The following is a 13,112-nucleotide window of genomic DNA, read 5'->3' as shown; positions in this document are numbered from 1 at the left end:
ACGGGTGACGCGACTGCCTCAGCGGTGCGTGGGCTCAGCGTGATCGTCCGGACGACGACGGCCCCAGATCGAGGCCAGGATCCCGCCGGAGATGTTGTGCCACACCGAGAAGATGGCCCCGGGCAGGGCCGCCTCGGGCGTGAAGTACTGCGCGGCCAGGCCTGAGGCCAGCCCCGAGTTCTGCATGCCGACCTCGACGGAGACTGCGCGTCGGGAAGCCACCGGGAAGCGCACGAGCGCTGCAACTGCATACCCCAGGCCGTAGCCCAGCAGGTTGTGGAGGATGACGCCCACGATCAGACCCAGGCCGGCAGCGGCCAGCACCTCGCCGGAGCCGGAGACCACGGCGATCACCACGTAGGTGATGCCCAGCACCGAGACCCACGGCAGGATCGGCTCGATCCGCCGCACGAATCCGGGCAGCAGAGAGTGGATGATCAGCCCCAGGATGATCGGGACCAGCACGATCTGCACGAGCGACAGGGCCAGGCTCCCGGTGGGCACCTCCAGGAACTGACCGGCCAGCGCCAGGGTGATCAGCGGCGTCAGCAGCGGCGAGAGCAGCGTGGACAGCGACGTCATGGTCACCGACAGCGCCACGTCGCCCTTGGCCAGGTAGGTCACGACGTTCGACGACGTCCCGCCCGGCACCGAGCCCACCAGGATCATGCCGGCCGCCAGCTGCGGCGGCAGATCGAGGGCGGTCGCGATGCCCAGAGCAAGCAGCGGCATGATCGTGAACTGCAGGATGACTCCGGCGATCACGGGCAGCGGCCGCTTCAGCACGAGCGCGAAGTCCGGCAGGGACAGCGTCAGCCCCATGCCGAACATGATGATCATCAGCGCCGGCGTCACGCCCGCGCCCCAGCCGGCGAAGGCCTGCGGGAACAGCAGGGCGACGGCGGCTCCGGCCAGGATCAGCAGCGGGAACACCGTCACGGCGCGTCGGCTGCTGCGCTGCTCCTGGCTCGATCCGCCGGTTGATCCTCCGCTGGGTGCGGTCTGCGAGTGCTGGGCCATGCTCGCCCTCCCCTTCCGTGTGCGATCCGTCGAGCCTATCGGCGGAGCACGGAGGAACGTGGGCTCAGCCCAGGTGCGCGATCGCAGAGATCTCCACCAGGAACTGCGGGCGGGCCAGGGCGGCCACGCCGATTACCGTGTGCGTGGGCAGGACGTCGCCGGTGAAATGCCGAGCGCGGGCGGCGCTGATCGACGGCGCCTGGGTGACGTCGGTGAGGTAGGTGGTCGTGGAGACGATGTCGTCCATGGACCCGCCGGCCTCCTCCACCACCGCGCACATGTTCGTGAAGACCTGCTCCACCTGGACGTCGATGTCTCCCTCGCCCACGATGGTGCCGTCCGAGGCGAAGGACACCAGTCCGGAGATGTGCAGATCGTCGCCGGCGCGCACGCCGTAGGAGCACACGGTGCGAGCGGCGGGCTCGGCCGGCAGCGCGGGCCGTCGGGCAGGTGGAGCATCTCGCCCACCGCGACCGAGGCGTCCACGACGCGACGGGTCCGGAAGCGCCGTCGTCGTTCGTATTCGAGGCGAGCGGCATCCCAGTCGTCGGAGCCGGCCAGCAGGTCCGAGAGCACGATCGCGTCCTCGATGGACTGGTTCGCGCCCTGCCCGTGGTGCGGGACGGTCGCGTGGGCGGCGTCGCCGAGCAGAGTGATCCGGCCGTCGGACCAGTGCGTGAGCGGCGGTCGGAAGAACAGCGCCCACCGCGCGGTCACGGGCACCGCGGTGACCATCTCGACGACGGGTGCGTCCCCGTCGGCGCAGTGCAGGACGGCTGCGTCGCCCGAGTCGTCGATCTGCGTCACGTGCTTGGACAGGTGCAGGGACTCCGGGTCCAGGGCGCCGAACAGGATGGCCTGCAGGTCCGCGCGGTGGATGCCCAGGAACGAGGCGCCGAAGCGGCTGCGGTACTCATCGTGCGACGACAGCCGTGCGATCCGCGCGCCGGTGCGGCCGTCCCGGAAGATCAGCCCGTCCACCTCCGCGGAGACGGCCCCCAGGGGCTCGGCCAGGCCGAAGCGCTGGTCGTAGAAGCGCGTGGCGTTGGCCGACAGCGACACCGCCGCCCCGACCTCCCGCAGCACCGGGGTCTGCTCGTAGAGCTGGACGTCCAACCCCCGGTGCTGCAGCTCGATGTCCAGGGTCAGGCCACCGATCCCAGCGCCGATGATGGCGATCCGCTTGCTCATGAGGTCTCCTTCGCAGGCCTGCGGCGAGCCTACGGCCTCGTGCTGCGCATCACATCCCCCGGGCCGCCAGCGCCCCGTGGCACGCCGCGAGCACTTCCGTCGCCGGCTCCCCCGCCCGGCAGGTGGACATGGGGACCTGGCCGAAGGCGCCGCGCGGCAGAGGATCCCGGCACAGCTGCGCGGTGCGCGGCCCATCCCAGTCGATGTGCACGAACCACGCACCGTCCTCCTGGACGATCTCTGCCACCGTCCCCACGGCGCACAGCTCCTGCCGCCGGGAGAGGTAGGCCCAGACCAGATCCCCGGGCCGCATGATCCGGAAGCCCGTGCGCAGGCACCAGCGGCGGATCGGCTGCGAGCGCCCGATCGCGTCCCAGACGGCCGTGGCATCTGCGCGGGTGCGCCAGTCGCTGGGCAGGTGCTCGGCGTGGGCGGCGGGGTCGATGGGCAGCAGCCAGTGCGCAGATCTCATCGCGGCGAGTGGTCGAAGATCAGGCTGGTGTTCGTGGAGGCGACCTCCTCGCGCATGCTGATCCGGTCCGAGACCAGAGCGCGCAGGGCCTCGGTGTCGCGCACGGCGGCGTGGACCAGGAAGTCTCGGTCGCCGGCGAGGAAGTAGACCTGCCGGGACTCGGGCATCTCGGTCAGGTAGGCCTGGAATCGCGTCAGGGAGCGACGGGCGTGCGGGTGGACGCGGATGCTGATGAGCACCTCGATCGACAGCCCGAGCGCAGCAGGATCCACCTCGGCGCGGAAGCCGGTGATCACCCCGGACTCGACCAGCGCACCCACCCGCTTGTGACAGGTCGACTCCGCCGCCCCCACTCGACGAGCCAGCTCGCTGATCGCCATTCGCCCGTTGCCGCGCAGCTCGCGCAGCAGGGCCTGATCCAGCTCATCCAGGGCACGAGGCGAGGCGGATTCTGCGGTGACCATGGGCTCTCCTGAGGGTCGGTCAGCGGATTCCGTCGATTATCGCTGAATGCGCACGGATTCCTCCATGGACCATGGAGGAATCGGCAGAGTCCTTCTAGTGTTCCGGATCACATCATCAGCAGCGCCCGCGGCCATCCGCACCGCACGGTCCCCCAGGAGGAGAGGCATGAGCCACGCCATCGTCATCGGAGCAGGAATGGTCGGTCTGGCCACCGCCTGGCACCTCCAGGAGCGCGGTCTCGAGGTCACCGTGATCGACAAGGAGGGCGTGGCCGCGGGGTCGTCGTGGGGCAATGCCGGCTGGCTCTCCCCGGGCAAGACCATCCCGCTGTCGCACCCGAGCCTGTGGGGCTACGGGCCCAAGGCGCTGCTGGACCCCGACGCCGCCCTGCACGTCCCCGCCCGCGTGGACCCCACGCTGTGGAGCTTCTTCGCCCGGTTCATGGCGCACGCGACCACCAAGTCGTGGGATCGCACCATGGCCGCGCTGACGCCGATCGACAAGCTCGCGCTGGAGGGCTTCGACGAGCTGACCGACGGCGGCATCGAGTCCTGGACGCGCAAGAGCCCGTTCGTCGTCGGGTTCGAGAACGAGAGGCAGTCCCAGGGGTTCCTGGGCGAGGTGGCCGGAGCGGTCCGCCACGGCCAGGACGTGCCGTTCGAGCCGCTCGAGAACCCCCGCGAGCTCGCGCCGATGCTCTCCGAGAATGTGAAGGTGGCCTACCGGCTGGAGGGCCAGCGCTTCTTCGAGCCCGGCCCGTTCATGGAGGCGCTGGGTCAGGCCTTCGTCCAGCGCGGCGGCACCCTGCGCACGGGTGTCGAAGTCACCGACGTGAACTCCACGCGGACCCCGTCGGTGACTCTGTCCACGGGCAAGCATTTCACCGCGGACACCGTCGTGATCGCCACCGGCGCCTGGCTGCCCCGGCTGGCGGCGCCGCTGGGCGTGAAGGTGAAGGTCCAAGCCGGGCGCGGGTACTCGTTCTCCGTGGCCACCGACCAGCCCGCCGAGCACCCCGTGTACCTGCCGCACGCGCGCATGGCCTGCACCCCCTACCAGGGGCGGTTCCGCATCGCCGGCACCATGGAGTTCAAGCACGCCGACGAGCCCTTCGACCCGGGGCGCATCACCGCGATCGTCAACGAGGCGCGGAAGCTGATGACCGGCGTGGACCTCGACGCGCGCCAGGACGAGTGGGTCGGCTCGCGCCCCGTCACCCCGGACGGCCTCCCGCTGATCGGCGCCACGCAGGTCCCCAATGTCTACGTGGCCGGCGGGCACGGCATGTGGGGCATGGTCCTGGGGCCGATCACCGGGCGCCTGCTGGCCGATCAGATCACCACCGGAGCGATCCACCCGGCGGTCAAGGCCTTCGATCCGCTGCGCTGAGACGGATACTGGGGCCATGAGCCCCACCTCCGACGACGTCCTGGCCGCCGACCGCATCCTCGAGGGCGTCGCGCACCGCACCCCGGTGCTGAGTTCGAGCACGCTCGACGAGCAGCTCGGGTGCTCCGCGCACCTCAAGGCCGAGAACCTGCAGCGGGCCGGAGCGTTCAAGTTCCGCGGGGCGTTCACCGCGCTGTCACGGCTGCCGCACGACGACGCCGTCGTCGCCTTCTCCTCGGGCAACCATGCCCAGGCGGTGGCCCTGGCCGCTGCGCTGCAGGGGCGTGCGGCCACGATCGTGATGCCGTCCGATGCCCCGGCGATGAAGGCGGCGGCCACGCGCGGCTACGGCGCCGAGGTGGTGGCCTACGACCGCCGCACCGAGGATCGCGCGGCGCTGGCGGCCCGTCTGGCCGAGGAGCGCGGGGCGCATGTGATCCCGCCGTTCGACCACCCGGACATCATCGCCGGGCAGGGCACGGCCACCCTCGAGCTGCTCCAGGAGACCGGGCCGCTCGATCTGCTCTTCGTGCCGCTGGGCGGCGGGGGCCTGCTCTCAGGGTCATTGCTGGCCGCCGGCCTGCTGGCTCCGGACTGCCGCGTGATCGGCGTGGAGCCCGCCGCTGGGGACGACGTCCAGCGCTCCCTGGCTCTGGGGCGCCCCGTCACCATCGACGTCCCCGAGACGCTGGCCGACGGGGCCCAGACCACCCGGGTGGGCGACACGACGTTCGCGATCATCCGCGAGCGCGTGGAGTCGGTCATCACCGTGGCCGACGACGCCCTGGTGGCCGAGATGCGCTTCCTGGCCGAGCGCATGAAGACGGTCGTGGAGCCCACCGGCTGCCTGGGGCTGGCAGGACTGCGCGCCTGGGCTCAGGAGCACGACGTCGGCGGGCTGCGGACGGGTGCGATCCTCAGCGGTGGGAACGTGGACCTGCGGAGGTTCGCGGCGCTGGTGGGGTGAGTCCGGTGGGCTCGGACTGTCACATCTACTGAAACATCGGTGCTGCAGCAGGTGTGACAGTTGATGTCATGTCACTTTTCGCGAGAAGTCCACGTCAGCTGTCGATGATCGCTTGGCTGGCGCGGAACTGCTCAGCTTCCGGAACTTCGACGAACTCCAGAAGATCGCCCTGAATCTTGACCAGCTCCTCACGAACCTCTGCCGGAGTCGCATAGAAGAACTCCCGGCGGTTGTTGATGCGATTGACGCGCCTGTCAGCGAAGCGTCGATGAAGCTCCGCTTCCACATCGACTGCGTCCTCCGAGAAGAAGAGGGCGTGCACATCGAACATGAACGGCACTGAGGCGTCCCCCAGCTCTCTGACACGATCCATCGGATCGAGTCGTCGAGTCAGTCCGATCTTGACGACCCGCTCACCGAATGCGCCCAGATTCGAGATCACGTACACGTACCCAGCCCGCTGATTGGCCTGCCTGTACTCGACATCGGCGATGCCGACCTCGATCTCGACGATCTTCTGCTGGATCTCCTCGGCCCTTACCTCATCGCCCAGATCTCGGATCTGGCCGAGAACCTTCTCGTAGTGAGCCCGCTCCTTCTCGAGCCGGGCCCGCTGCGCATCCATCTCCGCATCGATGCGAGCCTGCTCCTTGAGCTCAGCCCGTCGCTCACGCTCAGCTTCCTTCTCGATCTTCCTGGCGGACTCGACCTTCACCGCCAGCTCGAGCTCGCGAGCCTTCAGCTCCTGGTACTCCGTACTGATGCGCACATCAATCGGGGCCATCAGCCGGTCGATGGCGTCGGCCACTGAGTGGATCTTGTTCAGCGACGGCTGAAGGTTGGCAGCAGTCGCTGCTTGGACGATCTTCTCGGACTCAGCATTGAAGCTACGTGCCATAAGTCGCCGGACATTCTTGTCGAACCGCCGCTTTGCGGCAGGCGTCGCGGGAGTCACCCCCTCCCCCTCGATGGCATCGTCATCGGTGATCGCACGCTTCATCTCAGACCTCAGGGAACGGAGCTCGGACTGAAGCGCGACGAATGACTCCGCAGGGTGCGCAAAGTCCTCGAGCGCCGTGGCTGAGATCAATGAGCTCTCCCGAACCTGCGGGATCAAGGCCTCCAGCTCACGGTGCTCGGCCCGCAGTTCAGCACCTGCAGCACGCGCATTTTCAAGCTCTCGTGCCGCCGCTGCTCTGTCGGCACCTGCAGTCGACTCGGTTCTATCCGCCTGCTGACGCGCCTTCTCAATAATCTGCGCGGCCTCCACCCGGGCGCCCTCAAGGATCTGGGACCGCTTGTCTTCAGCCTCGGCCAACACCTTGGCCTCACGCTGCCGAGCCTGCTCGATGGATTCGTGCTGACGCTTGAGCACTACATCGGACTCCCAGACTTGGACACCGCCGTGGAAGTTGAGGAACGACTGGACGTGGGTGAGATTTGCCCGCTCTCGGTCCAGGTCGGTCTTCAGTCGGGCGATCTCCTCTGCCATCTTCCGAGTTCGCCCAATCCGAGGCATTTCACCGAAGTACCTCTCAACGGCGTCTGGACTCGTCGACTCGATGTGCGCTGGCCCCATCAAATGGCGCGGGTCGCTGTACATACGGGCTCCTCCTGGTCACTGCGACAGGGTCGCGCATAGGCCTGTTGCATGAGTTTCTCTCAACTCTAAGGGCATTTCCCCTGATCGGAACCCGCTGCCTTGGTCTCCCGGGCGAGATGACACCCACCCTTGACCGCCATACCCCAAGGGGGTATACCTGAAGTCAGCATCTACCCCATAGGGGTATCACCACGAGCGAAGGAGCGCACCATGGCCACCACCGAGTTCAACGTCACCGGCATGACCTGCGGGCACTGCGAGATGTCCGTGCGCGAGGAGGTCGAGGAGATCCCCGGCGCCTCCGTGAGCCAGGTCAGCCACGAGACCGGCCGCCTCGTCGTCGAGAGCGACCAGCCCGTCGACGACGCCGCCGTGAAGGCCGCCGTCGAGGAGGCCGGCTACTCGGCAGAGCGCGCAGCGTGAGCGCCGCCGCCCGCCTCGGGGCCTACCTCGCGGCGCTGGCGGCGGTCTTCGTCGCCGCCTTCTTCATCGGCGGCGCCGTCGTGCCTCAGAGCACCGTGGACTCCTGGACCCAGCAGGCCGAGGAGTCCTCGCACTCGCAGACCCCGGACGAGCCTGAGAACCCCGCCGATTCCGATCACTGACCCCCCGATCCGCCGCACCGGGCCGGGGAGAGCACCGACTTCCAGGAAGAAGCACCCATGACCACCTCCGCGCCCACGGACTCCAGCACCCAGCCGCAGTCGTCGGGTCCCGACGTCGAGCTGCTGCTCGGCGGCATGACCTGCGCGTCGTGCGCCAACCGCATCGAGCGCAAGCTGAACAAGCTCGACGGCGTGAGCGCCTCGGTCAACTACGCGACCGAGAAGGCGCGCGTCTCCGTGCCGGAGGGCTATGACAGCCAGCAGCTGATCAGCACGGTCGAGCAGGCGGGCTACACGGCCGAGCTGCCCAAGCCCAAGGCCGCGGGGCCGCAGAAGGACGACGAGGGCGAGGACCCCGAGCTGACCTCCCTGCGCCATCGCCTCATCGGGGCGGGTGTGCTGGGCGTTCCGGTCATCATCCTGGCGATGATCCCCGCACTGCAGTTCACCTACTGGCAGTGGCTCTCGCTCACCCTGGCCGCCCCCGTGATCGTGTGGGCCGGCTGGCCCTTCCACAAGGCCGCCTGGACCAACCTGCGCCACGGCTCGGCCACCATGGACACGCTGATCTCCATGGGCACGATCGCCGCGTTCCTGTGGTCGCTCTACGCCCTGTTCTTCGGCACCGCCGGGATGCCGGGAATGACGCACGCCTTCGAGCTGTCGGTCGAGCCCACGGACGGCGCCAGCTCGATCTACCTGGAGGTCGCCGCAGGCGTCATCTTCTTCATCCTGGGCGGGCGCTACTTCGAGAGGCGCTCCAAGCGCCAGGCCGGCGCTGCGCTGCGCTCGCTCATGGAGCTGGGCTCCAAGGAGGTCGCCGTCCTGCGCGACGGCGCCGAGACCCTCATCTCCATCGATGATCTCGCCGAGGGCGACGAGTTCGTCGTGCGCCCCGGCGAGAAGATCGCCGCCGACGGCACCGTGGTCTCCGGCTCCTCCGCCGTGGACGCCTCCATGCTGACCGGCGAGTCCGTCCCGGTCGAGGTCTCCGAGGGCGACGACGTCACCGGCGCGACCGTGAACACCGGCGGGCGCCTGGTCGTTCGCGCCACTCGCGTCGGCTCCGACACGCAGCTGGCGCAGATGGCCCAGATGGTCGAGGACGCGCAGTCCGGCAAGGCCGAGGTGCAGCGCCTGGCCGATCGGATCTCCGGCGTCTTCGTCCCGATCGTCATCGCGATCGCCGTGGCGACCCTGGGCGTGTGGCTGGGCGCGGGCTTCCCGATCACCGCCGCCTTCACCGCCTCGGTGGCCGTGCTGATCATCGCCTGCCCCTGCGCCCTGGGACTGGCGACTCCCACCGCGCTGCTGGTCGGCACCGGCCGCGGCGCGCAGCTGGGCATCCTCATCAAGGGCCCTGAGGTCCTGGAGTCCACCCGCAAGGTCGACACCGTGGTGCTGGACAAGACGGGCACCGTGACCACCGGCCGCATGACGCTGAAGAATGCATATGCCGCCGATGGAATGGATGAGCAGGAGCTGCTGCGCATCGCCGGCGCCCTGGAGGACTCCTCGGAGCACCCCATCGCGCGTGCCATCACCCGCGGCGCCCGCGAGCGCGTGGGCAAGCTGCCAGCCGTCGAGAGCTTCCAGAACCTCGAGGGCCGCGGCGTGCAGGGCGTCGTCGACGGACGTCTGGCGGTCATCGGCCGCGAGACCATGCTCCAGGAGTGGTCCCTGCAGATGCCCGAGGCCCTCGCCCGCGCCAAGGAGCAGGCGGAGTCCGATGGCGAGACTGCCGTCGTCGTGGCCTGGGACGGTGCCGTGGGCGGCTTCCTGACAGTCGCCGATGCGGTCAAGGAGACCAGCGCCGAGGCCATCCGCCAGTTCCGCGACCTGGGTCTGACTCCCGTGCTGCTGACCGGCGACAACCAGGCCGTGGCCGAGACGGTGGCCGCGGAGGTCGGGATCGAGAAGGTCATCGCCGGCGTCCTGCCGCAGGACAAGGTCACGACCATCCAGCAGCTGCAGGACGAGGGCCGCGTGGTCGCCATGGTCGGCGACGGCGTCAACGACTCCGCCGCCCTCGCCCAGGCCGATCTGGGCATGGCCATGGGCACCGGCACGGATGCCGCCATCCAGGCCGCCGACATCACACTGGTGCGCGGGGATCTGCGCGCGGCCTCGGATGCGGTGCGCCTGTCGCGCAAGACCCTGGGCGTGATCAAGTCCAACCTGTTCTGGGCCTTCGCCTACAACATGGCCGCGATCCCGCTGGCCGCCTTCGGACTGCTGAACCCCATGCTCGCCGGCGCGGCCATGGCATTCTCTTCCGTGTCCGTGGTGGCCAACAGCCTGCGGCTGCGCGGGTTCCGCAGCCGCTCCGGGGCCGCACCTGCCGCCGCGACGGCCGACGACCACGAGCCCGCCGCCGCATGAGCATCCCGAACGACCAGGAGACCAGCACCATGAGCACCGATCAGGACGCCGCCGACGAGGCCCTCGTGGAGCAGACGGCGGAAGCCACCGCGGACATGGCCCCGGACAGCGAGCTCGATCAGGACGGCCATGCCCACCACGGGTACATGTCGGACAAGCAGCGCTACCTTGCCCGCCTCAAGCGGATCGAGGGTCAGGCCCGGGGCATCCACCGCATGATCGACGAGGAGAAGTACTGCATCGACATCCTCACGCAGATCTCCGCACTGAACTCGGCCCTGCGCAATGTGGGCCTGGGCCTGCTCGACGACCACATGCGCCATTGCGTGGTCGACGCCGCCCAGGCAGGCGGCGAGGAGGCCGACGCCAAGATGCAGGAGGCCTCCCAGGCCATCGCTCGGCTCATGAAGGGCTAAGACCGGGCTCAGGAGCCCGCGAGAGATCGCACCCTGCCCGCGAGGGGTCGCTGATGCCGTCTTTCAGCACTGGAGGACGGCATCAGCGACCCCTCGGCGCGTGCCGAGGTCGCAAGGTCGTCCGACCCGCTAGATTCTCGATCGTTCACTATCGAGAAGAGGCCCCCTCCATGCGCAAGCGCCCTGTCCTGCTCTGCACCGCTGCCCTCCTGAGCCTGGCCCTGACCGGCTGCTCGGGCGGTGACGACGCCGAATCCGCTTCGGATTCGTCGACGTCCTCGGCCCCCGAGACCACGTCGAGCCCCTCAGCCACCAGCTCGACGACTCCCTCCGCAGAGGCCTCCGAGGAAGCCACCGCCCCGGCTGAGCCCGCCCCCGCCGCTCCGACTGCCGCAGAGGCGCCCGTGGATGCCCCCGCAGAGGCGGACGCAGCCTCGAGCTCAGGCATGTCCGCTGAGGCGCAGGCGTTCTTCGACGCCGGAGGCGCCTGCAACTCGGATACCTTCCCCACGGGCGCCCCGAGCCCCGAGCTCATGGCCGAGCTCCAGACCATCTGCGCGGCCCAGGCCGGGGATCAGCCGGGCTACGCCGGCCCGGGCTCCATCGACAACTACCCGATGTACCCCGACACCACGGATCAGACGGACTACGCCACCGACGACGGCAGCGGCTACCAGCGCCCGGAAGCCGACGCGGACGGCTACGTGGGCCCCTCGGAGGAGTACTACGGCTACAACGGCTATGTGGAGCCCGGCTTCGAGTACCAGGTGGGCTCCGAGTGCTTCGATGCCGATCTGGGCCGCTGCAAGACCAGCGGTGAGCTCCAGCTCGAGCACATGGAGGGCGCCGAGGTCGAGGAGCTCATGCAGGAGCAGGGCACCCCCCTGCCCTCGGAGCAGTGACCGGGCACTCGATTAGGCTCCGCCGCATGTCGCACATCGATATCTCCGAGCACCCCGCCTACAAGGCCATGCTGCGCATGGACGGCGAGGCCGCCAAGGCCGTCGCCGCGGCGGGCCTCGACCCGCTGCTGGCCGAGCTGGTGAAGATCCGCATCTCCCAGCTCAACGGGTGCGCCTTCTGCCTGCGCATGCACACGCGCGATGCCCTGCAGATGGGCGAGACCACGGATCGGCTGTCCGTGGTGGCCGCCTGGTGGGAGTCGCAGTACTTCACCGGGCAGGAGCAGGCCGCGCTGGGGCTGGCCGAGGAGATCACCCGCCTCTCGGTCCCCGAGCGCGCCGACTGGGACGACGGCTCCCTGAACGACGAGCAGGTCGCCGCGATCAGCTGGCTGGCCATCGTCGTGAACTCGTGGAACCGGATCGCGATCCGCAGCCACTACCCCGTGGGCCCGGACTCCGAGTGAGACCCGACTGATCCGCGCAGACACTACGACGGCCCCGGCATCTGCCGGGGCCGTCGTCGGTGCTCTCGCGCTCAGTAGTTGGCGGGCGGGTCGGAAGCCGGGAAGGACTCCCGCTCCTCCTCTTCCACCAGCTGCTCCTCGCGCTCGGACTCCGTCTGGGCGGGATGCTCCTGATCGGCGGGCTCCTGCGGGTTCTGCGATGCACTGGTTTCGCTCATGACCTGCTCCTTCCGTTCGACGATCACCTCTCCATTATCGGCCCTCCGCGCTTGAGCGGGGTGCCCGGTAGTTGATGGGGCTCGTGGCCCCGACATGCTGTTGGTCTCTCACAACGCGACAACAGCGAGGCCACGAGCATGAACGAGGGTACGTCAGTGCTGCTCGGGCTGGAGGACGAGTTCACCGTCCTGCAGCTCGAACGAATCGATGCCGACACGGTGCGTGTCGTCATCGAGGTCATCGACCCGGAGGGCGCCTGCCCCGAGTGCGGGGTGCTCACCTCAAGGATCAAGGAGCGGCCACTGGTTCAAGTCAAGGACTTGCCTGCCTCCGGCCAAAGAACCGATCTGTGGTGGCTCAAACGGCGCTTGGTGTGCCGCGAACCGGCCTGTGGGACAGCGACATTCACGCAGCAGTCCCGCGCTGTGCCGGCACGGTCGCGGCTCACGACCCGGCTACGAGAGAAGATCGGTTCGGCGATCGCGTCGGACAACCACGCCGTCAGCGAGGTCGCCAGCGAGTACCAGGTGGCGTGGTCGACCGCGCACCGGGCGCTCATCGCACTGGCCAACCAGTGGCTGCCCGAGCCGGAACCCACCCGCGTGCTCGGCATCGACGAGACCCGCGCCCGGTCGGTGCGCTGGGTGCTCGAAGAGGCCGGCTGGACACGGTCGAACCCGTGGATGACCTCGTTCGTCAACGCCGACCCCACCCTGCCCGGGCACCTTCTCGGGCTGACCCCGGGACGCTCCGGGGCGTGCGTGATCGACTGGCTCGCGCTTCAAGCCAGTGGCAATCCGGCCCGTGGTTGCCTCATCATGGAGCGGTGACTGCTGAGCGTGGCCGATCCACCGCCGATCCTGCCGAACCCCTTTCCGATGCCGAGGTGAATCGCCCCGGGTTTGTTAGAGGCTCGCAAGTGCCGCGTCGGCGGGTGCCGGTGCGGGGTGGTTGTGATGGTAGGTGTCCTCGAGCTCGACGGGCGGGATCATGCCGATCTCGCCGTGAAGTCGC

15 protein-coding genes and 1 pseudogene are annotated in these 13,112 nt (G+C 69.0%); 9 read left to right on the top strand and 7 right to left on the bottom strand.

Annotated features, from left to right (window positions below):
* Nucleotides 1-18: 18 nt before the first annotated feature.
* From QSJ40_RS00075 to QSJ40_RS00060, 5 genes and pseudogenes are all read right to left on the bottom strand, one after another.
* Nucleotides 19-1,020: a bile acid:sodium symporter family protein gene (locus tag QSJ40_RS00075; protein WP_006214308.1), complete on the bottom strand. Its 1,002-nt coding sequence runs from the start codon at nt 1,018-1,020 to the stop codon at nt 19-21.
* Nucleotides 1,021-1,084: 64 nt separating this feature from the next.
* Entirely contained in the window at nt 1,085-1,453 is a 369-nt protein-coding gene (locus QSJ40_RS12730) for a RidA family protein (RefSeq protein WP_081609482.1), read from the bottom strand.
* A gap of 56 nt (nt 1,454-1,509) precedes the next feature.
* Nucleotides 1,510-1,755 (bottom strand): annotated as a pseudogene (locus QSJ40_RS12725) (FAD-dependent monooxygenase); the annotation flags it as partial.
* A gap of 505 nt (nt 1,756-2,260) precedes the next feature.
* The gene (locus QSJ40_RS00065; RefSeq protein WP_285728308.1) at nt 2,261-2,683 is read right to left on the bottom strand and encodes a hypothetical protein; all 423 of its coding nucleotides are present in this window, start codon (nt 2,681-2,683) and stop codon (nt 2,261-2,263) included.
* Nucleotides 2,680-3,147, bottom strand: a complete 468-nt coding sequence (locus QSJ40_RS00060) for an Lrp/AsnC family transcriptional regulator (protein ID WP_285728307.1) — start codon at nt 3,145-3,147, stop codon at nt 2,680-2,682. Before QSJ40_RS00060 ends, QSJ40_RS00065 begins: the two co-directional genes overlap by 4 nt.
* Before the next feature lie 166 nt (nt 3,148-3,313).
* On the opposite strand from QSJ40_RS00060, the gene QSJ40_RS00055 reads away from it, so the two are divergent.
* Both QSJ40_RS00055 and QSJ40_RS00050 read left to right on the top strand, forming a co-directional pair.
* A complete protein-coding gene (locus QSJ40_RS00055; RefSeq protein WP_053448110.1) occupies nt 3,314-4,537 on the top strand; it encodes an NAD(P)/FAD-dependent oxidoreductase in 1,224 nt (407 codons plus the stop codon).
* Between the two features lie 16 nt (nt 4,538-4,553).
* Nucleotides 4,554-5,504, top strand: a complete 951-nt coding sequence (locus QSJ40_RS00050; RefSeq protein ID WP_285728303.1) for a pyridoxal-phosphate dependent enzyme — start codon at nt 4,554-4,556, stop codon at nt 5,502-5,504.
* Nucleotides 5,505-5,598: 94 nt separating this feature from the next.
* On the opposite strand, the gene QSJ40_RS00045 is transcribed toward QSJ40_RS00050, so the two are convergent.
* Nucleotides 5,599-6,996 (bottom strand): SNIPE associated domain-containing protein, encoded by a 1,398-nt coding sequence (locus QSJ40_RS00045; RefSeq protein WP_231861271.1) that lies wholly within the window; start codon nt 6,994-6,996, stop codon nt 5,599-5,601.
* 321 nt (nt 6,997-7,317) lie between these two features.
* Here QSJ40_RS00045 and QSJ40_RS00040 point away from each other — a divergent pair, with 321 nt between their 5' ends.
* The 6 genes from QSJ40_RS00040 (at nt 7,318) to QSJ40_RS00015 (ending at nt 11,879) form a co-directional block, all read left to right on the top strand.
* Nucleotides 7,318-7,530, top strand: coding sequence for a heavy-metal-associated domain-containing protein (locus tag QSJ40_RS00040; RefSeq protein WP_006214316.1), 213 nt, complete (start codon nt 7,318-7,320; stop codon nt 7,528-7,530).
* A complete protein-coding gene (locus QSJ40_RS00035) occupies nt 7,527-7,712 on the top strand; it encodes a hypothetical protein (protein WP_006214317.1) in 186 nt (61 codons plus the stop codon). Before QSJ40_RS00040 ends, QSJ40_RS00035 begins: the two co-directional genes overlap by 4 nt.
* 57 nt (nt 7,713-7,769) lie before the next feature.
* On the top strand, nt 7,770-10,094 hold the full coding sequence (locus QSJ40_RS00030; protein WP_006214318.1) for a heavy metal translocating P-type ATPase: 2,325 nt from the start codon (nt 7,770-7,772) through the stop codon (nt 10,092-10,094).
* A gap of 95 nt (nt 10,095-10,189) precedes the next feature.
* Nucleotides 10,190-10,510, top strand: a complete 321-nt coding sequence (locus QSJ40_RS00025; protein ID WP_036307642.1) for a metal-sensitive transcriptional regulator — start codon at nt 10,190-10,192, stop codon at nt 10,508-10,510.
* 170 nt (nt 10,511-10,680) lie between these two features.
* Entirely contained in the window at nt 10,681-11,412 is a 732-nt protein-coding gene (locus QSJ40_RS00020; RefSeq protein ID WP_006214321.1) for a hypothetical protein, read from the top strand.
* A gap of 26 nt (nt 11,413-11,438) precedes the next feature.
* The gene (locus tag QSJ40_RS00015; protein ID WP_006214322.1) at nt 11,439-11,879 is read left to right on the top strand and encodes a carboxymuconolactone decarboxylase family protein; all 441 of its coding nucleotides are present in this window, start codon (nt 11,439-11,441) and stop codon (nt 11,877-11,879) included.
* A 71-nt stretch (nt 11,880-11,950) separates the two neighbouring features.
* On the opposite strand, the gene QSJ40_RS00010 is transcribed toward QSJ40_RS00015, so the two are convergent.
* Nucleotides 11,951-12,097: a hypothetical protein gene (locus QSJ40_RS00010; RefSeq protein WP_200860733.1), complete on the bottom strand. Its 147-nt coding sequence runs from the start codon at nt 12,095-12,097 to the stop codon at nt 11,951-11,953.
* 138 nt (nt 12,098-12,235) lie between these two features.
* Here QSJ40_RS00010 and QSJ40_RS00005 point away from each other — a divergent pair, with 138 nt between their 5' ends.
* Nucleotides 12,236-12,928: a transposase family protein gene (locus tag QSJ40_RS00005; protein WP_081609475.1), complete on the top strand. Its 693-nt coding sequence runs from the start codon at nt 12,236-12,238 to the stop codon at nt 12,926-12,928.
* Nucleotides 12,929-13,112: the final 184 nt, after the last annotated feature.

It is taken from the genome of Kocuria sp. NBRC 114282, from assembly GCF_030268385.1.
Classification (GTDB): Bacteria; Actinomycetota; Actinomycetes; order Actinomycetales; family Micrococcaceae; genus Kocuria; species Kocuria palustris.
Note: the sequence above shows the minus strand (reverse complement) of the source record. Positions and strands in the feature narration are given on the sequence as shown.